At 45.1% G+C, this 24,844-nt stretch carries 32 protein-coding genes and 1 tRNA gene; 22 read left to right on the top strand and 11 right to left on the bottom strand.

All coding sequences use genetic code 11. The features are described from left to right. Nucleotides 1–32: 32 nt before the first annotated feature. Entirely contained in the window at nucleotides 33–287 is a 255-nt protein-coding gene (locus JNUCC22_RS11870; protein WP_003153013.1) for a DUF2624 domain-containing protein, read from the bottom strand. A 118-nt stretch (nucleotides 288–405) separates the two neighbouring features. Here JNUCC22_RS11870 and JNUCC22_RS11865 point away from each other — a divergent pair, with 118 nt between their 5' ends. Next, complete coding sequence (locus tag JNUCC22_RS11865) at nucleotides 406–1,287, top strand: YitT family protein (protein WP_007408296.1); 882 nt, start codon at nucleotides 406–408, stop codon at nucleotides 1,285–1,287. 123 nt (nucleotides 1,288–1,410) lie between these two features. After that, the gene (locus JNUCC22_RS11860) at nucleotides 1,411–1,821 is read left to right on the top strand and encodes a zinc uptake transcriptional repressor Zur (protein ID WP_003153018.1); all 411 of its coding nucleotides are present in this window, start codon (nucleotides 1,411–1,413) and stop codon (nucleotides 1,819–1,821) included. Between the two features lie 30 nt (nucleotides 1,822–1,851). On the opposite strand, the gene JNUCC22_RS11855 is transcribed toward JNUCC22_RS11860, so the two are convergent. Beyond that, a complete protein-coding gene (locus JNUCC22_RS11855; protein ID WP_007408297.1) occupies nucleotides 1,852–2,433 on the bottom strand; it encodes a nucleotidase in 582 nt (193 codons plus the stop codon). Nucleotides 2,434–2,566: 133 nt separating this feature from the next. On the opposite strand from JNUCC22_RS11855, the gene JNUCC22_RS11850 reads away from it, so the two are divergent. After that, on the top strand, nucleotides 2,567–2,944 hold the full coding sequence (locus JNUCC22_RS11850; protein WP_087920773.1) for a DUF308 domain-containing protein: 378 nt from the start codon (nucleotides 2,567–2,569) through the stop codon (nucleotides 2,942–2,944). A 32-nt stretch (nucleotides 2,945–2,976) separates the two neighbouring features. Here JNUCC22_RS11850 and ispG read toward each other — a convergent pair whose 3' ends face one another. The 3 genes from ispG to JNUCC22_RS11835 all read right to left on the bottom strand — a co-directional run bounded on the left by ispG (nucleotide 2,977) and on the right by JNUCC22_RS11835 (nucleotide 5,383). Continuing rightward, nucleotides 2,977–4,095 (bottom strand): flavodoxin-dependent (E)-4-hydroxy-3-methylbut-2-enyl-diphosphate synthase, encoded by a 1,119-nt coding sequence (gene ispG, locus JNUCC22_RS11845; RefSeq protein ID WP_169510269.1) that lies wholly within the window; start codon nucleotides 4,093–4,095, stop codon nucleotides 2,977–2,979. Between the two features lie 132 nt (nucleotides 4,096–4,227). Further along, nucleotides 4,228–4,530, bottom strand: a complete 303-nt coding sequence (locus JNUCC22_RS11840) for a LysM peptidoglycan-binding domain-containing protein (RefSeq protein WP_007408299.1) — start codon at nucleotides 4,528–4,530, stop codon at nucleotides 4,228–4,230. A 91-nt stretch (nucleotides 4,531–4,621) separates the two neighbouring features. Beyond that, nucleotides 4,622–5,383, bottom strand: a complete 762-nt coding sequence (locus JNUCC22_RS11835; protein ID WP_012118003.1) for a DUF1189 domain-containing protein — start codon at nucleotides 5,381–5,383, stop codon at nucleotides 4,622–4,624. 161 nt (nucleotides 5,384–5,544) lie between these two features. Here JNUCC22_RS11835 and JNUCC22_RS11830 point away from each other — a divergent pair, with 161 nt between their 5' ends. From JNUCC22_RS11830 to pstB (JNUCC22_RS11790), 9 genes are all read left to right on the top strand, one after another. Beyond that, nucleotides 5,545–6,027, top strand: a complete 483-nt coding sequence (locus JNUCC22_RS11830; protein ID WP_007408301.1) for a DUF456 domain-containing protein — start codon at nucleotides 5,545–5,547, stop codon at nucleotides 6,025–6,027. 165 nt (nucleotides 6,028–6,192) lie between these two features. Beyond that, on the top strand, nucleotides 6,193–6,798 hold the full coding sequence (sodA, locus tag JNUCC22_RS11825; RefSeq protein WP_003153025.1) for a superoxide dismutase SodA: 606 nt from the start codon (nucleotides 6,193–6,195) through the stop codon (nucleotides 6,796–6,798). Between the two features lie 119 nt (nucleotides 6,799–6,917). Beyond that, on the top strand, nucleotides 6,918–8,207 hold the full coding sequence (locus JNUCC22_RS11820; protein WP_216061751.1) for an MFS transporter: 1,290 nt from the start codon (nucleotides 6,918–6,920) through the stop codon (nucleotides 8,205–8,207). 101 nt (nucleotides 8,208–8,308) lie between these two features. Then, nucleotides 8,309–10,456, top strand: coding sequence for a penicillin-binding protein 2A (pbpA, locus tag JNUCC22_RS11815; protein ID WP_216061750.1), 2,148 nt, complete (start codon nucleotides 8,309–8,311; stop codon nucleotides 10,454–10,456). 155 nt (nucleotides 10,457–10,611) lie between these two features. Further along, nucleotides 10,612–11,514: a phosphate ABC transporter substrate-binding protein gene (locus JNUCC22_RS11810; protein ID WP_216061749.1), complete on the top strand. Its 903-nt coding sequence runs from the start codon at nucleotides 10,612–10,614 to the stop codon at nucleotides 11,512–11,514. A 48-nt stretch (nucleotides 11,515–11,562) separates the two neighbouring features. After that, a complete protein-coding gene (pstC, locus tag JNUCC22_RS11805) occupies nucleotides 11,563–12,492 on the top strand; it encodes a phosphate ABC transporter permease subunit PstC (RefSeq protein ID WP_012117997.1) in 930 nt (309 codons plus the stop codon). Further along, nucleotides 12,492–13,376 carry a phosphate ABC transporter permease PstA gene (gene pstA, locus JNUCC22_RS11800; RefSeq protein ID WP_039063321.1) on the top strand — a complete coding sequence of 295 codons (885 nt, stop codon included), beginning with the start codon at nucleotides 12,492–12,494 and terminating at the stop codon, nucleotides 13,374–13,376. The genes pstC and pstA overlap by 1 nt, the downstream gene beginning before the upstream one ends. 18 nt (nucleotides 13,377–13,394) lie before the next feature. Next, nucleotides 13,395–14,201, top strand: a complete 807-nt coding sequence (pstB, locus tag JNUCC22_RS11795) for a phosphate ABC transporter ATP-binding protein PstB (RefSeq protein WP_038464096.1) — start codon at nucleotides 13,395–13,397, stop codon at nucleotides 14,199–14,201. Nucleotides 14,202–14,212: 11 nt separating this feature from the next. Then, a complete protein-coding gene (gene pstB / locus JNUCC22_RS11790; protein ID WP_039063320.1) occupies nucleotides 14,213–14,995 on the top strand; it encodes a phosphate ABC transporter ATP-binding protein PstB in 783 nt (260 codons plus the stop codon). A 99-nt stretch (nucleotides 14,996–15,094) separates the two neighbouring features. On the opposite strand, the gene JNUCC22_RS11785 is transcribed toward pstB (JNUCC22_RS11790), so the two are convergent. Both JNUCC22_RS11785 and JNUCC22_RS11780 read right to left on the bottom strand, forming a co-directional pair. Further along, nucleotides 15,095–15,559, bottom strand: coding sequence for an endolytic transglycosylase MltG (locus tag JNUCC22_RS11785; protein WP_007408308.1), 465 nt, complete (start codon nucleotides 15,557–15,559; stop codon nucleotides 15,095–15,097). Continuing rightward, nucleotides 15,556–15,909: a hypothetical protein gene (locus tag JNUCC22_RS11780; RefSeq protein WP_003153047.1), complete on the bottom strand. Its 354-nt coding sequence runs from the start codon at nucleotides 15,907–15,909 to the stop codon at nucleotides 15,556–15,558. Before JNUCC22_RS11780 ends, JNUCC22_RS11785 begins: the two co-directional genes overlap by 4 nt. A gap of 346 nt (nucleotides 15,910–16,255) precedes the next feature. Here JNUCC22_RS11780 and rpmG point away from each other — a divergent pair, with 346 nt between their 5' ends. The 3 genes from rpmG to JNUCC22_RS11765 all read left to right on the top strand — a co-directional run bounded on the left by rpmG (nucleotide 16,256) and on the right by JNUCC22_RS11765 (nucleotide 17,282). After that, entirely contained in the window at nucleotides 16,256–16,405 is a 150-nt protein-coding gene (gene rpmG, locus JNUCC22_RS11775; protein ID WP_003153056.1) for a 50S ribosomal protein L33, read from the top strand. A gap of 78 nt (nucleotides 16,406–16,483) precedes the next feature. After that, a complete protein-coding gene (locus JNUCC22_RS11770) occupies nucleotides 16,484–17,038 on the top strand; it encodes a 5-formyltetrahydrofolate cyclo-ligase (protein WP_150941317.1) in 555 nt (184 codons plus the stop codon). 70 nt (nucleotides 17,039–17,108) lie between these two features. After that, the gene (locus tag JNUCC22_RS11765; RefSeq protein ID WP_007408311.1) at nucleotides 17,109–17,282 is read left to right on the top strand and encodes a hypothetical protein; all 174 of its coding nucleotides are present in this window, start codon (nucleotides 17,109–17,111) and stop codon (nucleotides 17,280–17,282) included. Between the two features lie 75 nt (nucleotides 17,283–17,357). Here JNUCC22_RS11765 and nhaC read toward each other — a convergent pair whose 3' ends face one another. Next, the gene (nhaC, locus tag JNUCC22_RS11760; RefSeq protein ID WP_216061748.1) at nucleotides 17,358–18,722 is read right to left on the bottom strand and encodes a Na+/H+ antiporter NhaC; all 1,365 of its coding nucleotides are present in this window, start codon (nucleotides 18,720–18,722) and stop codon (nucleotides 17,358–17,360) included. 197 nt (nucleotides 18,723–18,919) lie between these two features. On the opposite strand from nhaC, the gene JNUCC22_RS11755 reads away from it, so the two are divergent. The 5 genes from JNUCC22_RS11755 (at nucleotide 18,920) to JNUCC22_RS11735 (ending at nucleotide 22,766) form a co-directional block, all read left to right on the top strand. Beyond that, nucleotides 18,920–19,129 (top strand): YqgQ family protein, encoded by a 210-nt coding sequence (locus JNUCC22_RS11755; protein WP_007408313.1) that lies wholly within the window; start codon nucleotides 18,920–18,922, stop codon nucleotides 19,127–19,129. Nucleotides 19,130–19,163: 34 nt separating this feature from the next. Beyond that, entirely contained in the window at nucleotides 19,164–20,126 is a 963-nt protein-coding gene (gene glcK / locus JNUCC22_RS11750) for a glucose kinase GlcK (RefSeq protein ID WP_003153068.1), read from the top strand. An 82-nt stretch (nucleotides 20,127–20,208) separates the two neighbouring features. After that, complete coding sequence (locus JNUCC22_RS11745) at nucleotides 20,209–21,336, top strand: M14 family metallopeptidase (protein WP_216061747.1); 1,128 nt, start codon at nucleotides 20,209–20,211, stop codon at nucleotides 21,334–21,336. Between the two features lie 72 nt (nucleotides 21,337–21,408). Then, on the top strand, nucleotides 21,409–22,446 hold the full coding sequence (locus tag JNUCC22_RS11740) for a YqgU-like beta propeller domain-containing protein (protein WP_020956082.1): 1,038 nt from the start codon (nucleotides 21,409–21,411) through the stop codon (nucleotides 22,444–22,446). A 5-nt stretch (nucleotides 22,447–22,451) separates the two neighbouring features. Continuing rightward, complete coding sequence (locus JNUCC22_RS11735) at nucleotides 22,452–22,766, top strand: MTH1187 family thiamine-binding protein (protein ID WP_216061746.1); 315 nt, start codon at nucleotides 22,452–22,454, stop codon at nucleotides 22,764–22,766. A gap of 32 nt (nucleotides 22,767–22,798) precedes the next feature. Here the strand turns inward: JNUCC22_RS11735 and JNUCC22_RS11730 are convergent, their stop codons facing one another. Next, complete coding sequence (locus JNUCC22_RS11730) at nucleotides 22,799–22,972, bottom strand: DUF2759 domain-containing protein (RefSeq protein WP_003153076.1); 174 nt, start codon at nucleotides 22,970–22,972, stop codon at nucleotides 22,799–22,801. A 154-nt stretch (nucleotides 22,973–23,126) separates the two neighbouring features. Here JNUCC22_RS11730 and JNUCC22_RS11725 point away from each other — a divergent pair, with 154 nt between their 5' ends. Next, entirely contained in the window at nucleotides 23,127–23,765 is a 639-nt protein-coding gene (locus tag JNUCC22_RS11725) for an MBL fold metallo-hydrolase (RefSeq protein ID WP_003153077.1), read from the top strand. 39 nt (nucleotides 23,766–23,804) lie between these two features. On the opposite strand, the gene JNUCC22_RS11720 is transcribed toward JNUCC22_RS11725, so the two are convergent. After that, a complete protein-coding gene (locus JNUCC22_RS11720; RefSeq protein ID WP_003153078.1) occupies nucleotides 23,805–24,050 on the bottom strand; it encodes a DUF2626 domain-containing protein in 246 nt (81 codons plus the stop codon). Nucleotides 24,051–24,286: 236 nt separating this feature from the next. Here JNUCC22_RS11720 and JNUCC22_RS11715 point away from each other — a divergent pair, with 236 nt between their 5' ends. After that, a complete protein-coding gene (locus JNUCC22_RS11715) occupies nucleotides 24,287–24,667 on the top strand; it encodes a Spx/MgsR family RNA polymerase-binding regulatory protein (RefSeq protein ID WP_003153079.1) in 381 nt (126 codons plus the stop codon). 63 nt (nucleotides 24,668–24,730) lie between these two features. On the opposite strand, the gene JNUCC22_RS11710 is transcribed toward JNUCC22_RS11715, so the two are convergent. Continuing rightward, nucleotides 24,731–24,801: transfer RNA gene (locus JNUCC22_RS11710), tRNA-Gln, on the bottom strand. Nucleotides 24,802–24,844: the final 43 nt, after the last annotated feature.

Below are 24,844 nucleotides of genomic sequence, written 5' to 3'. Positions count from 1 at the left end.
GAAAGAAAGGAGGGGCGGGTGTCCCTCCTTTTTTACCCTGAGAATTGATTGAAAAGTTCGTCAACTTTCCGCGCCGTTTCTTTTGAAGTTATCGTTTCCACTTTTTTCAGCAGGCGCAGCCGCTCCTGTTCATCAAAAATATTGATGTTTTTTCCGTGCATCAGAGCCGCTACCTCAGCCGCTTGACTTCTTGTAATGCTGATCCCGTATTGCTTGGAATATTTCAGCAGATCGTCCGCAGTGACTTGATTGAGCCGCTGCAAAATAATTCTTTGTATTAAAATCATCGATACTTTCACCTCTTTAGACATAATGTATTGAGCAGATCATTAAACTGTTACAGCTTTTAATGGTAAAATAAAGTTGCTTACTGTTTAAAATAGTTATTATAGGAAAGGAGATTTTATGACCCCAAATAAACAGCATAAAAGAGAATCATTTTTACACTTTATCTTCAGGGTCATTATGATTCTGATCGGGGCGGGTTCAGCCGCCGTAAGTATTGAATTGTTTCTGGTCCCTAATAATTTTATCGACGGAGGCATTATCGGTGTTTCATTAATTTTAGACCACCTCTTTATGTCCAATCCCCTCCTCAATTTTGCCTTATTCGTTGTGTTACTCAACATTCCATTTATGATTTTCGGATATAAATATATCGGAAAAACATTTCTCATCTCTACTGTTATCGGAATCGTCGGTTTAGCGCTGATTGAATCCTCATTGCACCATGTGGAGGCCATTACGACCCAGCCTATTTTGGCGACGGTATTCGGGGGGCTTTTGCTCGGTTTCGGGGTAGGCCTTGTCATCCGAAACGGAGGCTCGATGGACGGTACTGAAATCCTCGGTATCCTTCTCACGAAAAAGCTGCCCTTTTCAGTCGGGGAATTCGTTATGCTCATCAATGTGTTTATTTTCATTTGGGCCGGTTTTGTGTTCGGTCCGGAGCAGGCAATGTATTCTTTCATGACTTATTATATTGCCATGAAAACGATTGACGCGGTCATCCAGGGGCTTGATGAAACAAAAGCGGTCATTATTGTTGCAGAGCAATATGCTGAGATCTCAGATGCAATATTGCACCGGCTTGGACGGGGAACCACTAAGCTTCAGGGAAAAGGCGGATATACGGATGAAACCAAAGAAGTCATTTACGCGGTCGTGACAAGGCTTGAAGTGACTAAATTGAAATCCATTGTGTTTGAAATTGATAAAAACGCCTTTATTACAATCATGAATACCCATGAAACGAGGGGCGGTAAGTTCAAAACCGCGATTCACTAGGCTTTCATTTACTTTTCATCATTTTATAGGTATAATTTGATACATCATAAGAAAATGGCCTGCTGTTCAGACAGCTGCCATTTTCTTTTTGGAGCGATACCGTGTTGTAAAGGGGAGGTCCTCATGAACGTACAAGAAGCGTTGAACCTGCTGAAAGAAAAAGGGTATAAATATACGAGTAAGCGAGAAGACATGCTGCAGCTTTTTGCTGATTCTGATAAATATCTGACCGCCAAAAACGTGCTTGCCGCATTAAATGACGACTATCCGGGTCTGAGCTTTGATACCATATACAGAAATCTTTCGTTATATGAAGAACTCGGCATTTTGGAAACGACGGAGCTTTCCGGAGAAAAACTGTTCCGTTTTACATGCTCTTATACCCATCATCATCACCATTTTATCTGTTTAACCTGCGGGAAAACGAAGGAAATTGAGTCCTGTCCGATGGATAAGCTGCACGATGATTTGGAAGGGTATGAAATCAGCGGCCATAAGTTTGAAATTTACGGCACCTGTCCGGCGTGCCGATAAAAAACCTCCTGCTTATACAGGAGGTTTTTTTCAGCTTTTAACATGCTGAAAGCTGTGTTTGTTTTTATTAATCCAGGCGACGGCTTCAAGCCAATTCTGCACCCTGATAATATTGGAATCGATGGGGAGCTGATTATATGGGGAGTTAAAAAGGATAACCGGAATGCCTGCTTCTTTTGCGATCATTGTCGCATTGCCGTGGTGATCTTCGAAAAATAAATCAATGCCGTGTTTTTTGACGGCTTCCACTTTGTGATGGCCTCCGACAAGCTCAATGTGATCGTAATGAATGTCCCGGTTTGCAAACCAGTCCAGTGTAACATCTTCTAAGTGGCCGCGTCTTGCCGTAATGTAGATCAGACGGTGCTCTTCTTTCAGTCCGTCCAGTGCCTGCTTGGCAAATTCCGCGAGCTTCGCTTCTTTATATATGGCTGCTTCATGAACGTTCATCCATTCCCAAAATTCCTCGTCTGTAATGTTCAAAAGCTTCGTCAGATCATAATCAGTCATATCATCCAAGGTAATGGAAAGATGAAATGAGCGGTTTAAATAAGGGACAAATGTATCCTGTGCCGTAACTGTGCCGTCAATATCTATACCTAACCGTAACATGTCCACACTCCTATAAATTCATCCCTTCAAGTGTAACATAAACAATTAACAATACCAGAAAAGTTTAGCAAACATGAATCCGTAAAAAACGCGGAAACTAAAAAAGCTCCTTTCATAAAAGAAAAAGGGGGAATTGAAGGTGGCATACGATTACGAAAATCGAAAAGGCAACGACTACTACGTGGATCATGGATCGGAAGGAACCGATATCACGCGTGATGTTTATTCAGAAGAAACAGCGGCCGAAATCTCAGAGCCATATCGTGCTTCTGACCGGGCAGCAGACCGTGATGATAATCGGGACGGAGTAAGTGAAGGCCGGGGGATAGGGTATGCAGCATTGGCTATTTCTATCATTTCCCTGTTTGTGCTCCCTGTTTTATTAGGGGCATGCGGCATTATCGTCGGCTATATCGCCAGAAGAAGAGGAGCAGGCGCTTTAGGCGGATGGGCGATGGGAATCGGTATTGTTTCCCTTGTGCTCGGCATCTTCATTACACCGTTTTTTTAACACAACGCAAAAAAAGCTTGGCGGAATATCCGTCAAGCTTTTTGTGTTTCTTGTTCTGCTTTTGCTTTTTCCGCTTCAAGCTTTGCGTAGTGTTCTTCTGCCAGCTTGTCGATTTCTTTTTTCAGCTCTTCGACCATGGTTTCTTCAGGGACTTTGCGGACGATTTGGCCTTTGCGGAAAAGAAGTCCTTCGCCGCGCGCGCCGGCAATCCCGATATCAGCTTCTCTTGCTTCGCCCGGTCCGTTAACGGCACATCCGAGAACGGCTACTTTAATCGGCGCTTTGACTTTAGAAATGTATTCTTCCACTTCATTTGCGATGCTGATGAGATCAATTTCGATCCGTCCGCATGTCGGGCATGAAATAAGCGTAGCCGCGTTTGAAGCAAGACCGAATGATTTCAGCAGTTCTCTGGCTACTTTTACTTCTTCAACCGGGTCGGCGCTCAGAGAGATCCGGAGCGTGTTTCCGATTCCTTTGCTTAAAATCGCTCCGAGTCCGGCCGCGCTTTTTACCGTTCCGGCAAACAGCGTGCCCGATTCTGTAATTCCGAGGTGGAGCGGATAATCAAATGCTTTTGAAGCTTTTTCGTATGCTTCTATGGCTAGATTGACGTCAGACGCTTTCATGCTGACGATGATGTCGTGAAAGTCAAGGTCTTCCAGGATTTTGATATGATGAAGCGCACTCTCAACCATTCCGTCAGCAGTCGGATAGCCGTATTTTTCTAAAATGCGTTTTTCCAAAGAACCCGCGTTTACGCCGATCCGGATTGGAATTCCTTTTTCTTTCGCTGCTTTTACGACGGCTTCCACTTTTTCGCGGCGGCCGATGTTTCCCGGGTTGATTCTGATTTTGTCGGCCCCGCCCTCAATTGCTTTTAATGCAAGCTTGTAGTCAAAATGAATATCGACAACGAGAGGGATGGAAATTTGTTTTTTGATGTCGGCAATCGCGTTAGCGGCGCGTTCGTCCGGACATGCCACCCGGACAATTTGGCAGCCGGCTTCGGCTAAACGGTTGATTTCCGCAACTGTTGCTTCTACGTCGTGTGTTTTGGTCGTCGTCATACTCTGAATGACGACTTCGTTATTTCCGCCTATTGTTAAAGGTCCCACTTTGACGGGACGCGTTTTTGTACGATGTGTGATTTCACTCACTTGTCAATCGCTCCTTAATTGTAGTTACCGCTTTTGCAGGCTGAGCCTTTTACATGTCAGGCAACTTCTATTTACATGTTATATTGTAACAGTGTATTTGCCGAACTGACAAGAAATTAACGTTTAATTGCGGTAGACGGGGAATTTATAAGCGGTGCCTGCCTGAATGGCGTTTGCTTTTACATTCGGATTCAGCGCTTCAAAATCTTGCGCAATATCATCTGGCGCTTTATGTGCGCCGACTATCGACATCACCGTATCGCCTTTTTTGACCGTAACCGTTCTGTATGAAGATTCCTGTCGGGCTGGCTGTGCCGCCGCTGCGTATGCTGGAAGGTCTTGAGAAGGGATCGTGCCGATTTTAAGATCGTAAAAGATAATGAATATCACAAATAAACTGCCGAATACAAAAGTAAGCCGCTTCATTCCAACCGCCTCCCGCATACATTTTTACTTCATTGTATGCTTGTCCCATTTTGTTCATGACAAAAAAGAAGACCGCCGGGGGCAGTCTTTGTTACACAGCTGTTTTTCTTGGCGGTATCTCTTTTAAGACGAGGAAAAGGATGATAAAGTTTACAAACCAATTCACTAAAAATTCACTCGGCACCGTAATAACAAGCGCGCGCATGATTGTAAAGAATATGGTCGAAAGTGTAATGGAATAAGCCGAAAGCTTCCAGAGCTGCTGGTAATTCAATGTCTTTCTTTGCGCATTTTTCAATATCAGTCCGATGACGGCGAGAAATGATACTTCAATGAATTTTCCGGCCGCTGTCATGATGAACAGCAGAACGGACAGGACGGTGACGATCATTGTTTTATTTTGGTTTAATGCTGATATGATTTCTTTTTTTGTGATATCAGCAGGCATCAGCGAATAATTCATTTCTGTCGCCTGTCCGTCTACAGCAAGCACCATTTTATTTTTCAAAATGCCGATCGCGTTTTGTTTCGCCGCTATTTGTTTCGCGCCGTAAGCATCTGTCGGATCAAACACGATGACGAACCCGTTCGCTTCCGTTTCCTTAGAGGCGGACGCTTTCGTCTGCAATTCTCCGTTTGAAATGCTGAAATCAGGGAAATCTTTCTTTAACACGGTTTTGAAACCGTTCATTGAGTTTACGGTGCCGGAGCAAAGGTAATAAGCGCTTGGCAGCGTAAAAAGGACAGACAGCAAAAATACATAAAGGATCGCTTTTCCTATCCCCTGAAACCGTGTTTTTGCAATATCCGCCGGAGAGTATGTACTTTTCAATAAAGCCGTAAATATGTTCAACATCTTCACTTCCTAGCCTAAACTGGTATATGTTGCTTATTGTATCGTTCACAGGGGATGAACACAAGTGAGAGTATTTAAAGCGGTGATAAGGAATCATACATAATAAGACAAAGCGGGAAGCTGTGATCGCCCGCAAAACAAAGGAGGGTGTTTTTGTCATGAGTGTTTTGTATTGGCTGATGATCATTGCGGTCTTCGTCATTGCTTTTATCGGACTTGTATATCCGGTGATTCCAAGCGTTATTTTTATTGTGGCCGGTTTTCTTCTCTACGGATTTTTGTTTTCCTTCAGCCCTTATTCTTACCTGTTTTGGCTCATTGAGGCGGTATTTGCGGCCGTTTTATTCGCAGCTGACTATGTGTCAAATTTACTTGGCGTTAAAAGGTACGGAGGAAGCAGGGCGGCAATCTGGGGAAGCACGATCGGATTATTGATCGGGCCCTTCGTTATTCCCGTGGCAGGCATTATATTAGGCCCGTTTATCGGTGCTCTCTGCGCTGAGGTGTTTGTTCATCAAAAGGATATCAAGTCCGCGGCAAAAGTGGGGCTCGGCTCGTTAATCGGCTTTTTAACAAGCGTGGCGGCAAAAGGCGTCATTCAGCTCTTTATGATCGGATATTTCTTATGGACGGTGCTTTAGAAAGGTTTAATTTCGGCCGTGAACGGATAAAGTGTAATATGTCTGCTGGAATCGCCGGATTGTGAGCTTTTTCATTGATTACCACGCTTTCTTTTGTTACATTGAGATTAGAAAAGTTCGCGTTAAGCGGCATTTCAGTACATATATTTAAAGGAGGAAAAAATTATGGCTTACAAACTTCCAGAATTGCCTTACGCTTATGATGCTTTAGAACCTCATATCGATAAGGAAACGATGACGATTCACCATACGAAGCACCATAACACATACGTGACAAACCTCAACAAAGCGATCGAAGGATCAGCGCTTGCAGAGAAATCTGTAGATGAGCTTGTTGCTGATTTGAATGCAGTGCCGGAGGACATCCGCACGGCAGTCCGCAACAATGGCGGCGGACATGCAAACCACTCTTTATTCTGGACTCTTTTATCTCCGAACGGCGGAGGCGAACCGACTGGTGAGCTTGCTGAAGAGATCAAAAGCACGTTCGGAAGCTTCGATCAATTTAAAGAAAAATTCGCGGCAGCAGCTGCAGGCCGTTTCGGTTCAGGCTGGGCTTGGCTCGTTGTAAACAACGGCAAACTTGAAATTACAAGCACGCCAAACCAAGATTCACCGCTTTCAGAAGGTAAAACACCTGTTCTCGGCCTTGATGTTTGGGAGCACGCGTACTACCTGAACTACCAAAACCGCCGTCCTGATTACATTTCAGCTTTCTGGAATGTTGTGAACTGGGATGAAGTTGCCCGTCTTTACAGCGAAGCAAAATAATTGAGTTGAATGATCACAAGGTCTCCCGCGGGAGGCCTTGTTTTTTTATTGACTTTGATTCCTTTTACATATCTCAGTTTGAGTGAGACAAACTAATGTGTAGTAAAGGGGAGTCAATGATGAGCAAAATAAAAAAAATTATCGGCGACATCGAAATAAATAAAGGGCTGCTGCTGTTATTGACGATTGGCGGCCTTTACTCATTGGGCATCGCGCTGTCAAATACATTTGTCAACGTGTATTTGTGGAAGCAGTCGGGAAAATTTATTGATTTGGCCATATACAATTTGTCGGTCGTGACGATGCAGCCGGTTACCTTTCTGCTGGCTGGCCGGCTGGCTAAAAAAATTGACAGGGTGTTTATTCTCAGGTTCGGCGTTATCTTTTTGGCCGCTTTTTATTTAAGTGTGCTGCTTGCCGGAGAAACTGCGGCTTCCCGTCTCGTTTTGATAGGGGCCGTGCTTGGAGTTGGATACGGCTTTTACTGGCTGGCTTTTAATGTGCTGACTTTCGAAATCACGGAACCGGAAACGAGAGATTTTTTTAACGGGTTTTTAGGCATTTTGTCATCATCGGCGGGCATGATCGGTCCGATTGTGGCCGGATATGTCATTTCAAGACTTGAAAACAATACGGGTTATACAATCATTTTCAGCCTGTCGCTCGGCTTATTTGCCCTTGCCGTGGTCATGAGCTTTTTCCTGAAGCGGAGGGAGTCGAAAGGCCGGTTTATGCTGAAAAAAGTTTTTGATGAGCGCCACACGAATCTGAATTGGCGCCGGATTACCAACGCGCACTTTTTTCAAGGCTTGAGAGAAGGGATTTTTGTTTTTTTAATCAGCGTATTTGTATTCATTGCGACAAACAGTGAGCTGGCGCTCGGAACATTCGGTCTCGTCAATTCCGCGGTTTCTTTTTTTGCCTATTATTTTGCATCAAGGCTCATCAAAAAAAGAGCGCGGAAAAAGGCGATTCTTATCGGCGGATTGATCTTGTACGGCGCCCTGTTTCTCATAATTTTTAAAATGAGCTTCACGACGCTCCTTTTGTACGGAGTGTTTATTGCGATCGGCTATCCAGTTCTGCTCGTGCCGTATGTCTCGCTTACATATGATGTGATAGGCCGGGCGCGGCTTGCCAGAAAAGCCAGAATTGAATACATTGTGCTCAGGGAGTTATTTTTAAATGCGGGCCGGATCGTTTCCATCCTTTGTTTCCTTGTAATCGTTACATTGTTCAAGGAAAAAGTGGGAATACCGGCGGCGCTCGTGCTGCTCGGAGCCGGGCATCCGCTGATTTATTACTATATAAAAGACATCAAACTGGATACGGAAACTTCTGATGAAACAGTAGAAGAAGACCGACAAAAACAGGCGGCGGAACCGAATTTTATAAAAGGAGAAAGATAAAAGGGTTATCTGTAGAAAAATATCGAAAAAACCTTTAGAATGAAAAATGGCACCTGAACAGAAGGTGTCATTTCTTTCTGTAAATAAGAAAAGGTGATGTCATGAGGAGAAATAAAAAGAAAATAGCTGTAAACAAAGAAAAGAAAAAATCACTGCCGATCCGGCTTAATTTTTTGTTTTTGGCCGCGTTTCTTATTTTCACTTGGATTATCGTCGAGCTTGGCATCAAGCAGATCGTTCAGGGTGATGATTATAAAAACGCCGCTAATAAGCAAGAGGAGTCTGATGTCAGCACGGCGGTTCCGAGAGGGAAAATATACGACCGGAACCTAAATCCCATCGTAACGAATAAAGCATTAAATGCGATTACATATACACGTTCAGCCTCAACCACCCAGGCGCAGCGTTTGAAAATCGCAAAAAAACTGTCGGGTATGATTAAGGTAAGCACCAAAAAGGTGACTGAGCGGGATAAAAAAGACTATTGGATGTTAACGAGGCCTGATGAAGCGAAAAAACTGATTACGGCCGAAGAAAAGCAAAAAGCTGAAGACAAAAAACTGTCTGACGATGATTTATATCAGCTTCAGCTGAAACGCATCACAGACAAACAACTGAATGAGCTCACTTCTAAAGACATGCAGATCCTTGCGATCAAAAGGCAGATGGATTCAGGCTACTCCCTGACGCCTCAATACATCAAAAATGAAGGCGTGTCGGCAAAAGAAATGGCCGTCGTCAGCGAACATTTAGATGAACTGCCGGGAGTTGACGTGACGTCTGACTGGGAACGGTCTTATCCTTATAAAAGCCTGATCCGGACATTGCTCGGCAGTGTATCCAGTTCGAACGAAGGTCTTCCGTCCAACCTGCTGGATCACTATCTGTCACTCGGCTACAGCCGGAATGACAGAGTCGGAAAAAGCTATTTAGAATATCAATATGAAAGCCTGCTGCAGGGTCAAAAAGAGAAAGTGCAGAACTTAACCGACTCATCCGGAAATGTCACGGGCAGCAAAGTGATTTCAAAAGGACAGGCCGGCAAAGACCTTGTTTTATCCATTGATATGGACCTGCAGAAATCCGTTGAAAAAATCATTGAGAAAAATTTAAGATCGGCAAAAGCGAGACCGAGCACGAAGCTTCTTGATCGGGCCTTCGTCGTCATGATGAACCCGAAAAACGGAGAAGTGCTGACGATGGCCGGCAAACAGATTACGAATGACCATGGAAAGTACAAAATTAATGATTATGCCCTCGGCGCAATGACTTCCTCCTACGCAATGGGATCGGCGGTCAAAGGAGCGACGGTGTTGACCGGACTGCAGACGGGCGCGATTAATTTGAACACCGTTTTCCAGGATGAACCTATGTATTTCAAGGGAAGCAAAAACCCGAAAAAATCATGGACGAATTTAGGTCCCGTAGATATCCAAAAAGCGCTTCAGGAATCGTCAAACGTGTTCATGTTCAAAACGGCGATTGCCGTCGGTAAAGGGGAATACAAAAAAGGCCAGTCCCTGCCGCTTGATATGAAGGCATTCGATACTTTCAGATATTACTTCAATCAGTTCGGACTCGGAGTTAAGACGGGAATTGATCTCCCGAATGAAGCGACCGGGTACCAAGGGTCACAGCGAATTTCCGGTCTTCTGTTAGACTTTGCCATCGGACAGTATGATACGTTTACACCGCTGCAAATGGCGCAGTATGTATCTACAATCGCCAATGGAGGCTATCGTTTGAAGCCTCAGCTTGTAAAAGAGGTCAGGCAGCCTGATTCGAAAAAAGGAATCGGAGCCGTTGTAGAGTCTGTTCAGCCTCAAGTACTGAACAAGATTGATATGAATAATGCAGACATTAAAGAAGTGCAGGCAGGTTTCAGACGCGTCATGACGAAAGGGACAGCCGCAACTGATTTTGCGACGGCGACATACAGTCCTGCCGGTAAAACGGGTACGGCGCAATCTTTCTATGACGGTCCTGACAAATCAGAGACGGGTGAAGCAACATATAACACGACTCTTGTCGCATATGCACCTGCTGATAATCCGGAAGTGGCTATTTCTGTAGTCGTTCCTTGGGCCTATATTAATTACAGCGATCGATATTCGATTACGGATGATATAGGAAGAGCAGCTCTGGACAAATACTTTGAGCTGAAAAAGAAACAAGAAGATAATAATACGAAGCAGAAAAACGAAGATAAAATTCAGGAAGACGCTGAAAACGGCAATACAAATCACTAACAGAAAAACGCTCACAACTTGTGAGCGTTTTTTTTATACAAAAAAACATCCGGATTTACAAAACCTTAACACTTGATTTATACGCATTTTACAAGAACCCTTTAGTCTAGACCTGTAGGACAAATTACACATTAAATGCAGGGGGAATTCAGGAAATGAAAAAAAACAAATGGATGCTTATGCTTCTGATGGCTGCTGTTATGATTGTTGTTGCAGCATGCGGAAATGCAAAGGAAAGCGGCAAGACAGACAGTCAATCTGCAAGTGAGGATAAAAAAGCATCAGGTTCTTTAACCATTTCTGGTTCATCAGCCATGCAGCCGTTAGTACTGGCAGCGGCGGAAAAGTTTATGGAAAAACATCCGGATGCTGATGTGCAGGTGCAAGCGGGAGGTTCAGGAACAGGTCTTTCGCAAGTGTCTGAAGGGGCAGTGCAAATCGGCAACTCAGATGTCTTTGCTGAAGAAAAAGAAGGCATTGATGCAAAAGCCCTAAAAGACCACCGAGTAGCGGTAGTGGCGATGGCGGCTGCGGTCAACCCCGGTGCGGGCGTAAAGGATATAACCAAAAAACAGCTGACAGACGTCTTTACAGGAAAAATTAAAAACTGGAAAGAGCTTGGCGGTAAAGATCAAAAAATTACACTCGTGAACCGTCCTGATTCATCAGGAACACGCGCTACGTTCGTCAAATACGCGCTTGACGGAGCAGATCCTGCTGAGGGCATTACAGAGGATTCCTCCAATACAGTCAAAAAAATCATTGCGGAAACGCCGGGAGCTATCGGTTATCTGGCATTCTCTTATATAAACGATGACAAAGTAACGCCTTTATCGATCGGAGGCATCAAACCGGAAGAGAAAAACGTCGTCACAGGCGAGTATCCGATTTGGGCTTACGAGCACTCTTATACGAAAGGTGAAGCGTCAGGCCTTACAAAAACGTTTCTTGACTATATGAACAGCGATGAAGTACAGAAAAGTATCGTAAAAGATCAAGGCTACATTCCGATCTCTGAAATGAAAGTCACACGTGACGCAAACGGCAAGCAAAGCTGAGGGGAGGGCGGGCTCCCCGCCTCTTCTTCTTTATAGGAGTGTAAACAAATGATAAATCACAGAGAAAAAGAGTCTGTAAGCGAACGCTTAATAAGCTCAAAACAAAACAGGCAAATGGATGAAGTCCGCGGAAGGGTGATTGTGTCTGTGTGTGCCGCGATTATCATTGCGGCATCAGCGGCGATCACAATTTTTCTCGGCATAAAGGGGCTGCAATCTTTTTTTGTAAATGGTGTAAGCCCGATTGAGTTCTTAACAAGTCTGAATTGGAATCCAACCCAGGCAAAACCTGAGTTCGGCGCGCTGCCTTTTATTTTCGGATCATTTGCGGTCACGGTTCTGTCCGCTCTGATCGCAGCGCCCCTCGGTATTGCGGGTGCCGTGTTTATGACGGAAATTGCGCCGACTTGGGGAAAAAAGGTGCTGCAGCCGGTAATTGAGCTACTTGTCGGCATTCCGTCCGTCGTTTATGGATTCATAGGTCTTACAGTATTGGTTCCGTTTATCGGCTCTTTTAAATCAAGCGGAACGGGTCACAGCCTTCTGGCGGGGACGATCGTACTCTCGGTAATGATTCTGCCGACTGTGACATCGATTTCCGCTGATGCGCTTGCGTCACTTCCGAAACATCTTCGCGACGGTTCATATGCGCTTGGTGCGACGAGGTGGCAGACAATCAGAAAGGTGCTTATCCCGGCGGCGTTTCCGACATTGCTGACCGCTGTCGTACTCGGGATGGCAAGAGCGTTCGGAGAAGCACTCGCCGTACAGATGGTTATCGGAAATACAAAGCTTCTGCCGGAAAGCCTGCTTGATACGGCGGGAACATTAACGACGATTATTACGTTAAACATGGGCCATACCACATACGGCAGTATTGAAAATAATACGTTATGGTCTATGGGGCTCGTTCTTCTCATCATGTCGTTTCTGTTTATATTGCTCATACGCTACTTGTCGTCTAGGAGGAAAGTGTAATGAACCGGAAAATAACGGATAAATTGGCCACCGGTGTATTCGGGTTATGCGCCGCTGTAATCGCGGCGATTTTGGCAGGATTGTTTTTGTACATTCTTATTCACGGCGTCTCTGAAATCTCCTTGCATTTTCTTACGTCAAAATCGAGCGCCATTGCGTCAGGCGGCGGAATACGGGATCAGCTTTTTAATTCCTTTTACATTCTGTTTATCACCATGCTGATCACGATACCGCTTGGTGTGGGGGGCGGCGTCTTTATGGCTGAATATGCGCCCCAAAATAAAATCACTGATTTTATCAGAACGTGTATTGAGGTTCTGTCTTCGCTTCCGTCCATTGTCATCGGGATGTTCGGCATGCTGATGTTTGTAAACCTGACCGGATGGGGCTACACGATTATCGGGGGCGCGCTCGCATTAACGGTCTTTAACCTTCCCGTTATGGTCCGGGTGACGGAAGGCGCGCTCACTGCAGTTCCTAAGGAGCTGAAAGAAGCTTCTCTCGCTTTAGGCGTATCGAGATGGCATACCGTCAAAACGGTGCTGGTTCCGAGTGCGATTCCTTCGATTTTAACCGGAGCCATTCTCGCATCCGGAAGAGTATTCGGAGAAGCGGCCGCATTGTTATTTACAGCGGGACTGACAACGCCGCGGCTGAATTTTGCGGATTTGAACCCGTTTTCTGAATCATCGCCTTTCAACATTTTCAGGCCGGCTGAGACGCTGGCGGTTCATATATGGAGTGTCAATACGCAGGGAATCATCCCTGACGCCGAAGCGATTGCAAACGGCGGCTCCGCGGTGCTGGTGATTTCGGTGCTCTTGTTTAACCTTTGTGCAAGATGGCTCGGATCTGTCATTTATAAAAAGCTTACGGCAAATTAATCGGAAAGAGGCGAAAACATGATTGATCACATCATCAGGGAACAAGCGGAACAGACAAAGCGTTCGCCGGAGTCTTCAATTTTGGAAGTGAAGCATTTATCAATTTATTACGGTGACAAACAAGCGGTTAAAGATGTAAACATGGATATTGAAAAACATGCGGTGACGGCTCTGATCGGTCCGTCCGGCTGCGGGAAATCAACATTTTTGAGACAGATTAACAGAATGAACGATGCCATCCCTTTTGCAAGAAGCGAGGGAGAGATCCTTTATGAGGGGCTGAATATTTTGGGGGAAGCGATTAATGTCGTGTCTCTCAGACGGGAGATCGGTATGGTGTTTCAAAAACCGAATCCGTTCCCGAAATCCATTTACAATAACATCACACATGCGCTGAAGTATGCGGGGGAACGCAGGAAAGCCGTTTTGGATGATGCGGTCGAGGAAAGCTTAACGAAGGCGGCGCTTTGGGATGAAGTTAAAGACCGGCTTCATTCATCGGCTCTTTCGTTATCAGGCGGCCAGCAGCAGCGTCTTTGTATCGCCCGTACGCTTGCGATGAAACCTGCCGTACTTCTTTTAGATGAACCGGCCTCAGCTCTGGACCCTATTTCAAACGCCAGAATCGAGTCGCTTTTGACAAAACTGAAAAAAGATTATTCGATTATTATCGTTACGCATAACATGCAGCAGGCGCTGAGGGTGTCTGACCGAACGGCTTTCTTTTTAAACGGGGAAGTGGTGGAATACGGGCAGACAGAACAAATTTTCACGAGTCCTAAAGCGCAAAAGACAGATGACTACATTAACGGAAAGTTCGGATAGGGGGAAGGACTGTGAGTCTTGTGAAGGAAGCGGTGCACACACAGAATTTATTTGATATTTACGGCATGAACGTATGGTACGGAACCCATCAGGCTTTAAAAGACATTACGATCGGTTTTGAGGAGCGGAAGGTAACTGCGATCATCGGTCCGTCCGGCTGCGGGAAATCCACTTTTATTAAAACATTAAACTTAATGCTGCAAATGGCCCCGAATGTCAAAGTGACAGGCGACATGATCTATAACGGGCGCAATCTGCTGAAAGAAAAGACGGATGCGGCAGAATTAAGAAAACAGATCGGTATGGTGTTTCAAAAAGGCAATCCGTTTCCCCAGTCAATATTTGAGAATGTCGTGTACGGTCCGAGAATTCACGGCGAAAAAAATAAAAAGAAACTGCTTGAAATCGCCGAGGAATCTTTAAAGGCAGCTGCGCTCTGGGATGAAGTGAAAGATCGCCTTCACCAGCAGGCGCTTTCACTGTCAGGCGGTCAGCAGCAGCGGCTGTGCATCGCAAGGGCGCTCGCCACAAAACCGGACGTCCTTCTGATGGATGAACCGACGTCCGCTCTTGATCCGGTGTCCACGCGGAAAATAGAAGAGCTGATTTTGACATTGAAAGAAAAGTATACAATCGTCATTGTGACGCACAACATGCAGCAGGCTGCGAGGGTCTCTGATCAAACCGCGTTTTTCTATATGGGCGAACTGGTAGAGTGGGGCGATACGGGCAAAATATTTTCTCAGCCTGATCATCAAAAAACACATGATTATATCACCGGAAAATTCGGATGAAAAAAACGGACCCGGCCATTGACCGGGTCCGTTTTATACTGCCTATTAAAAAAGCCTGCCGGCCGTATCCATCTGAATGGACGATGCCTGCAAGCTTTTTTAGCGGGTTAATGTTTTGACGATTTTTTTAAAGCTCATATCTGAGTCGACTTTGAAATGGCCGGCGCGGATTTCTTTATGGTAGCCTGCGTCAATGACGTAATCATTAAAGTCCTTCGCTGAAGGAATAATCCCTTCTTTTTCAAGAATGGATGACACATCAGCAGTGCTCATTCCGTCTTTAATCGTCAGTTTGTATGTTACTTTTTTCTTTTTGGCGTCTGTGTTTTGGTCGTTGTTTAACGATTTTTCTTTAGAATCAAGCAGTTTTTGATAGTCATCTCGGTTGACGGAGACTTTTTGCTGATCGTCGAGGTAGCTGTTTACTTCTTTTTCTGTCAATGCTGTTTTTTCGGTTTTAACGGCGGCTGCCTGGTCATGGTCAGTCAAATAGAAGACAGCGGCGAGAACGGCCGTCGCTAAAATCATGCCTGCTGCAAAAGCCTGAATGCCCCGTTTTGTCATACGAGCACCTTCTCATTATCTTTAATAATGGTATTGACGTCCTCGACAGACACGTGCTCCGCTTTTGCGATGGCTTCCGCAGACATTCCGTTGTTATATTTTGAAATGATTTGTTTGGCGATTTTTTGGTTAATGCCGCTGCTTTTGGCTTTGCGGATCACGAGGTTGGTTTCCAGCAATTCTTCTTCAAGCACCGTCATTTTCTTTTTCAACTTGTAAATTTCCTGCATGGCGGAAAGCTGAAGCGTTTCAAGCTCCTGTTCCACGTCTTTCATCGGATCTCTTTGAGAATATGAGAATGCAATAAGCGCTATACTGACGATAAACAACGCAATAATAGCAATTTCCACGTTTCATCACCTTCTATTATTAATTTGCCCTTCTTTTTTATACCATAAAACGCCGCCATTCTAAAGGAAATAGAGAAAAAAACGGAATTTTGTCGGGAAATCTTTTTTATTCGGGGAGCAAACGGTTATTTCTCTATAGATTTCGTATCAGAAAGTCCTTTTTTGTCCTGTTTCGTCATATTTTCCCTTCATCTGACGCAAGCTCATTCAGAGGATCAGAAGCATAAACTGATGTTTTCTGCACTTAAACAACATTTCATGTAAATCACTCTAGCATTCCGTCCATTATAGTGGTATTATATATAAGTCTGAATAAGTAAATGATATTTAGTTTGGAGGGAAAATAATGCGCGTTAATATTACTTTGGCTTGCACTGAATGTGGTGAGCGTAACTATATTTCTAAAAAGAACAAACGCAACAATCCGGACCGCGTTGAATTTAAAAAATATTGCCCACGTGATAAAAAATCTACGTTACACCGTGAAACAAAATAAGCTGTTTAAAACAGCGGAAAAAGCTGGAGCTTTCAATAAAGTTCTGGCTTTTTTGTCTTTCAGGGAGGTTTGAGAAACGTGAAAGCACAAATCAGAACCGCTATCAAAGCAAAGCTTTCTGACATGACAGAAAGTGAATGGGAGAAAAAATGCCGCAGCATGCGTGAAACGCTGTTTTCTTTAAAAGAATGGAAACAGGCCCGCGTGATCGCCGTTACCATCTCGACACGTCTGGAAATTCCGACACAGCCGATTATTGTACAGGCCTGGAAAGAGAAAAAACAAGTCTGTATCCCAAAATGCTTTCCGCAGACGGGAGCGATGGAGTTCCGTACATTTTCTGCGTATGATCAGCTGGAAACCGTATATGCGGGCCTCAGTGAACCGATCGAGAGCCAGACGGAAAAAGCCGCCCAAACAGACATTGACCTTGTGATTGTGCCCGGCGTGGCTTTTGACCGGGAAGGCTTCAGAATCGGATACGGCGGAGGATATTATGATCGGTACCTCTCCGGTTATAAAGGCCGTACCGTGTCGCTTCTCTTTGACTGCCAGCTGACAGACCGCATTCCCCGCATGCCCCACGATATTCCGGTCGATATGATCGTGACTGAATCTGAAACCATCGCTTAATCGCATAAAAAACTTCTTGCACCGGAATAATTCTCGCTGTTTGACAAACGATAGGGGCAGGAGGGATAAGATGAAAAAATTGTTGATCTACTCATTATGCGCCGTATCTGTTTTAGCCGTTTACCAAAACCGCTACCGTCTGATGAACAGCGTGCTCAGCCAGCCGGGGATCAGACGGTCATTCATTCATTTCTTTTTAAAAATACCGTTTATCAGAAACAAATTCATTCAGCAGGCATTTTAAACAAATCCCGTTTTTCAGCGGGATTTTTTGCATAAGAAAACCTGCCGGTAAAAAACGGCAGGTTTTCTCGTATTGTCAGCTTTTTTTCAGGAAACCGAGCAGAATTGAGATCATAGGAGAAATGTACAGGAAAAAGGTAAACGGCAGGTAGTCGATGACAGAAACCCCTAATGCGCTTGCCATAAAAGCGCCGCTTACTCCCCAGGGAATCAGCGGGTTGATCAATGTTCCGCCGTCCTCAAGCGACCGCGCAAGGTGAATCCGCTTAATGCTGAGTTTGTCATATAATGGTTTATAAGATTGACCCGGAATTAAGATCGACAAATACTGCTCACCTGTCGCAAGGTTTACGCCTATACTTGAGAAGACGGTCGCCATGATAAGACGTCCTTTCGTATGCACGCCTTTTATCAATCCTTGAAGCAGCGCCGCGATCAGGCCCGTTTTTTCCATCAGGCCGCCGAGCGCAAAGGCGATCATGATCAGAGAGACTGATCCCATCATCGATTGGAGCCCGCCTCTGTTGATAATGCTGGCCACAGCCTGGTCGCCGGTTTTAAACGCCGTCCCGCTTTGCAGGGCGGATATAAATCCTTGAATGCTGCTGTCAGGAATAAAAACAGCAGTCAGAAGCCCTGCGGAAATAATACCGGCGGTAAGCACCGGAATCACGGAAACCCGTCTCACAGCTAAAATGATCACCAACAGAGGTGAAAGAAGCGACCAAGGCGTAACGTGCACGGCCTCTTTTATTCCGGAAATGACCGCATCAATATTTTGCGTTGAAGCGGCATTTATTGAAACCGATGAACCGAGAATATAAAAAAGAACAATCGTGATCAGCAGTGCCGGAACGGTAGTGCCCATCATATGGCGAATATGCTTAAAAATCGGAATTTCGCCGATTCCGGCGGCAAAATTCGTCGTGTCGGACATCGGTGACATTTTATCACCGAAACAAGCCCCGCAAATGACTGCTCCCGCCGTCCATTCGAGCGGAACTCCCGCCGCGCTTGCTACCCCTAACAGCGCGACGCCGATTGTACTGACAGTTGTCAGACTTGAGCCGACAAGCGTGCTGATAATCATGCAGGAAAATAATGCGGTCAAAAGCAGCTGACTCGGCTGTATAATTGACAAAGCGTAAACGGTGACGGTGGGAATGGCGCCGCTGTACATCCAGGCGCCGATCAGCACACCGATCAAAGCCAGCACGATAATCGGCTGCACACCGTTTTTCAATCCGCTGACAATTCCTTTTTCAAGACTGTCCCACGAGAAACCGAGCCACAAACCTGCCAGAGACAGAATAATGACGCAAAAGAACAGCGGCATATGCGGCTCTGTATGAAAGAAAAACAGGCAGGAAATAATGACTGCTAACATCAAGACAAATAAACTGATGGCTGAGATGAACGTCAGCCTTTTTTCTTGTTTCAAAACAACACCCCATCAAACTTTAATCCTTTTGTGCTTTTGGGCACGAAAGTATTGTAACAGAAAAACGCATAAATGAGTGTTTTTTTACAATTATGAATATACAATTTATGAAAATAATACAAGGATATTTTCTCCAATCGTTTTTTGCTTGACGCCCGGATCAGTGATGAAATACGCTTATACTAAGAAGAATAGAAATGGTGAAGAAGATGAATTCATTTTATGACGTGCAGCAGCTGTTTAAGTCATTCGGACATATCGTTTATTTCGGTGACAGACAAGCCGAAATTGACTTTATGAAAGATGAATTAAAGGAAATGTACTTGTCAAACGTGATTGAAAGAGAATTATGGCAAAAAGCCGCCGGAGTTCTTCAGAGAGAATCGGAGCGGATCAAAGGCAGATAACACAGCAGGATTTTAATAAGAAAAGGAGATTATTATGGAAGATACATGGTTTGCGGGGATTGATCTTGGCGGAACAACCATCAAGCTGGCCTTTATCAACATGTACGGTGAAATTCAGCATAAATGGGAAGTTCCGACCGATAAATCAGGAAACACAATTACGGTCACGATCGCCAAAGCGCTTGACCAGAAGCTGGAAGAACTGAACAAGCCGAAACGGATCGTAAAATGGATCGGAATGGGAGCGCCCGGACCCGTGGAAATGACGACGGGGATGGTCTATGAGACGACAAATATGGGGTGGAAAAACTATCCGCTGAAAGACCATCTCGAGGCGGAAACGGGTATTCCGGCCGTCATTGAAAACGATGCCAATATCGCAGCGCTCGGAGAAATGTGGAAGGGTGCAGGTGACGGGGCTAAAGATGTCATTTTAGTGACGCTCGGAACCGGAGTCGGCGGAGGCATCATCGTCAACGGAGAAATCGTCCACGGTAAAAACGGGGCCGGCGGAGAAATCGGTCATATTTGCAGTATTCCGGAAGGAGGAGCTCCGTGCAACTGCGGAAAATCCGGCTGCATCGAAACGATTGCGTCTGCAACAGGCATCGTCCGCATCGCGAAAGAAAAGCTTGCGGCGGTTTCCGACTCTTCGCTCTTACAAGTGCGCGATCTGACGGCACGTGACGTGTTCGAAGCGGCTAAACAGCAGGATAAGACAGCGCTTGAAGTCGTCGATTATGTCGCAAAACATTTAGGCCTCGTGCTCGGAAATCTGGCAAGCGCCATGAACCCGACGAAAATCGTGCTCGGCGGAGGCGTATCTAAAGCGGGCGAAATCCTGCGGTCAAAAGTGGAAGAGACTTTCAAAATCACCGCGTTCCCGCGTTCTGCGGAAGCGGCCGATATTTCGATTGCGGCACTTGGAAATGACGCCGGAGTCATCGGCGGTGCGTGGATTGCCAAAAATGAATGGCTCAAACATCAAAACTGCTGAAGAAAGTCTGCCTGCCCATATCGCGGGCGGCTTTCTTTTTTTATCTCCCCTGTCATATAGTTTTTAAAAAAGGGGGATGAACATGGCGGGAATTCGTGTCAAACCTGAATTGAAGCAGCATATGACAGATATTGCAAAGGTGCTTTCAATTGATGAAAAACTGTTGAAAGCCGCTGATAAAACGGCGGAAAACGATGAATTATTTTGTCCCGGCTTTGCCGTGAGCGGGCAGTCAGAGGGTCCGCCGCTTGAGACGCTGAGCGGGCTTTCGCGATACATCCGGAACTGTGAAAGGATTCTTTCCGCTGATCAATGGGTGAAGGAAGAAAAGGTGTACGGCTCCCAATCGGTTTATGAAGAAATTGAGAAAATAACGGATGTCTTTCCGTTTGTCACGTGCCGTAAAATCGGCAGTTCGGTATTGGGAAAGCCGCTATATGAGCTGAAAATAGGTGCGGATACGGCCGAAAGAAAAGTCCATGTAAACGCCTCATTTCATGCCAATGAATGGATCACCACCTCGGTCGCGCTTAAATGGTGTAAAGAATATTGCGCGGCATTATGCGAAAATAAAACCGTTTTCGGGCACTCTGCGCTTGATATATTCAGCCTGACATCATTGTCATTCGTTCCGCTCGTTAATCCCGACGGTGTTGATCTCGTACTTTACGGATGTGAAGATTTATCAGAAAAAAATGAATTTCTTAATCAATTAAATGAGCACCGCCCGGATTTCCGCGAATGGAAGGCGAATATAAACGGTGTGGATTTAAATAAACATTTCCCATCCAATTGGGATATTGAACAGAGGCGCAAACCGAAGGCCCCTTCATACCGTGATTTTCCGGGGACGGCGCCGCTCACTGAACCGGAGGCGCAGGCGATGCACCGGCTGATAACGGAGCAGCCGCCTGACCGGCTGATCGCTCTTCATACGCAGGGAGAAGAGATTTATTGGGGATACGAAGAATGTGAACCGGAGCAATCATCCCGGATGATTCGGGAGTTTGAAGCGATAAGCGGAAACCGCTATCAAGGCGTTAAAACCATTGACAGCCATGCGGGTTTTAGGGATTGGTTTATACAGGAGTATGGAAAAGAGGGCTATACCATTGAGCTCGGGAAGGGAAAAAACCCTTTGCCTTTTCATCAGTTTGCTGATATTTATCAAGCGACGGAAGGTATTTTGTGGAGGTCGCTTGTTTTTTGAGACATCTGTGAAATTTCTCATTTGTTTACATAAACAAATATGGGACAATAGAAAAGAATGGAGGGAAGGCTGGTGAGATACTTGGTTTGTGTTCTGCTGTCCGCATTCGTTCTGTGTTTAGCGGCCTGTGAACCATCTCATCAGCAGCAAGACACAGGCGTTTCGGCAAAATCGGCAGAACAGAAAATCGTTCCGCTCAGTAAAAAGGAAGCGGAGAAAACGGAAGGATGGCTGGATAACAGAACGATCCTGTATACAGCACATCATCAGCTGATGAAATATGATCTTTTCAGCGGAAAATCCGAACGGCTCTATGAAACAAAGGGCAATATTGTCAATGTAAAGATCAGCCGGAAAAAACAGCTGATTCTCGTACAGGTGACAAGCAGCGGTCAGACTGAGCTTGTGCTTATGAACAAGCAGGGGAAAAGACTTTATCACAAAGCCTTTAACTCTTATGAACTGGAGACGGCTTGGAATCCGTATGACCCGTATCAAATGATGATTACCGTTTTTACTGAAACATGGGATTTCACTGCCTATACGGCCGATATGAACAACGGCATTTTAAAAAAGAGTCCCGTTCAGGCTCCTTTTGTCCATTGGACCTCCACTGATGAATTCCAATATATCAAGCAAGGAAAAACGGAGGAAGAGGGTCCTTTATATTCTTATGACTTGCAGACAAAAAAAGAAAAAAGAGTGCTTCATCACGTCATCTGGGCCGATTCCCGCCCGGGCATGACGATTGCCGTCAGACAAACGGATCAATCGGACGGAGACGGCGAGTTCCTTTTCCAAAAGCCGGCATCCGTGACGCACCGCTTTCCTCTCCAAAAAAAGTATCAGAGCTTTGCGCCGATGGAATATGATTACGATCAGACACACAAGCGGTTTTACATATTCAAGCCTGAAGGCCGCTCTTACAATCTGATCAGCTTTGACTTAGGAGATGAACGGGAGCGGACGGTGCTCAAAAACACGGAAATGGAGCCGATTCAGATCTCTCCGAACGGGGAATACGCTTTATACGGCTTTACGTATGACCGTCTGATTTCACTGAAAACAGGCATGACAGAACCAATCATAACAAATGAAAAAGGAGTTTGAACCAAATGGCAATTGCAGATGTGACAATCATTCCGATCGGAACAAAAACACCGAGCGTCAGTGAGTATGTAGCGGATGTGCAAAACATTTTGGAGGGTTACAAAGCTACCGGCAAGATCAAATTTCAGCTCACGCCGATGAACACTTTGATTGAAGGTGAGCTGAGCGACTTATTCGCAGTCATTCAGGACATTCACGAAGCCCCGTTCCAAAAAGGGCTGCACAGAGTGGCGACAAATATCCGCATTGATGACAGACGTGATAAAGAAACGACACTGGAGAGCAAAATCAAAAGTGTCAGCAAACATTTGCAGCAATAAAAAATAAGCCTGTATCCATTGGATACAGGCTTTTAATGTGCAGTCGGATAGCCGCTGGTTACAACGGTCATTACGGTAAACCAGCCAAACACGCCCAACGTGGCGGCGGCTAACAAAAATCCCAAGATATTTCTCTGTCTGACAGCCCGCAGGACTCCTAATACAGCTAATAATGCGACAAGGCCGAAGATTACAACAAGTAACATCATGCTCCTCCTTTGTCATTGGAACCTGAAAATCTTTCCATTTCATTTTAACCGTTTTCATTTTGTTTGTCGATAGCGTTTTCCCGGCCGCATTCATTGAATCTTCCGCAGAAAACCTTCATAATAAGGGCATATACATAAAGAGGTGATGAAAGTGAAATGGAGACGAATGCCGGCCGGTCCGATTCAGGCAAACGCGTATTTTCTTGTCAGTGAGGATCAGTCCTGTCTTATTTTTGATCCGGGCGGAGAAGCGGACAAAATCAACAATTACATAAAAGAAAACAATCTGAAGCCGCTGGCCATCTTACTGACGCACGCCCATTTTGACCATATCGGCGCGCTTGACGAAGTAAGAGACAGATGGGATGTTCCCGTATATCTTCACAAAAATGAAGAAAAGTGGCTGGAGGACTCTTCCTTAAACGGATCAGGCATATTGCGGGGCATCGCCGTAACGGCACGGCCCGCCGAACGGCTGATTGAAGGCGACGGCATATTGGACATCGGGCCTTTCCATTTGGAGACATTGTTTACGCCGGGACATTCACCGGGAAGCGTTTCTTATTATGTGAAGGACGCGGATCTGGTGATTTCAGGTGATGTGCTCTTTCAGGGAGGCATCGGCCGAACTGATTTACACGGCGGAAGTCAGGACGTATTGCTTGATTCCATTCATCAAAAACTGCTCACGCTTCCCGGACATACACTTGTGTTAAGCGGGCACGGGCCGGAAACGGATATTCAGACAGAGCAGGAGCGAAACCCGTTTATCAATGGTTTTTCACTGTAAATGAAAAAAGACAGACCATAATCGGTCTGTCTTTTTCTGTCAGTGGGTTCCGCCGCCCGGTGTCATAATAAAAATAGAGTAATATGTAAATCCGGCGAAAAATACGGTTAAGTAAGCTCCGAAAATATAAATATACATCCGCTCAGTCAGATTCAAATAAGAAAGAAATACGAAAAAGATCGTCTGTCCAAAAAACAAAAGAGAAGCGTCTTTCATGCCCCCTAAAAAAAACATGACTGCAAATATCCCCGTCCAAAATCCTAACACCCGGAACATGCGATTCATTCCTTATCCCCTCCCGAGAGTCTATCTGAAGTTTATTATAATAGATCGGCACTCAAAATGTAAACATTTTCATGATTATATTTATTGTGGAATTTATGTCTTTCCCTGTGTTTTATATCTTATGCCGCCCTCTGAAAAAGATCCGAAAAATCTTTTTGAAATATGTTTAATGAAAAAAAGTTCAGGGTACTTATGTTAACAAAGAGACGGATTATCCGAGGGAGGAATTTTTAAAAATGAAAGAACTTATTTTTTATTCATACCCGAGCTGCACATCATGCCGAAAAACGAAACATTGGTTAAAAGCCCACAATGTTGACTTTCAAGAGCGCCATCTATTCAGGGAGACACCGACAATTGATGAATTGAAGCAGATCCTATCATTAACGACCGAAGGAATTGATGAAATATTGGCGACGAGAAGCCAAACATTTAAAAACCTCAACCTGAACATTGAAGAAATGACTGTAAATGAAGTGCTGAAGCTTTTGACTGAGAAGCCGAAACTGCTGCGGCGTCCGATTCTGATCGATCGCAATAAGCTCGTTATCGGATACAATCCAGGAGAACTGATGAAGCTGACGAAGAAAAAAACGGTACATCAATCTGTATCATAAGAGAAAAACGAAGATCCGCTGATCAAATTTATCAGCTAATCTTCGTTTTTTGCGGTTGCGGGACTGGGCTAGCTGGATTCGAACCAACGATCACGGAGTCAAAGTCCATTGCCTTACCGCTTGGCTATAGCCCATCGGATGTAATTACAGTATGTGCGTCAGGCGCCGATTTATACA

Origin of the sequence: Bacillus sp. JNUCC-22, assembly GCF_018861275.1 — a bacterium.
Taxonomy (GTDB): Bacteria; Bacillota; Bacilli; order Bacillales; family Bacillaceae; genus Bacillus; species Bacillus velezensis.
Note: the sequence above shows the minus strand (reverse complement) of the source record. Positions and strands in the feature narration are given on the sequence as shown.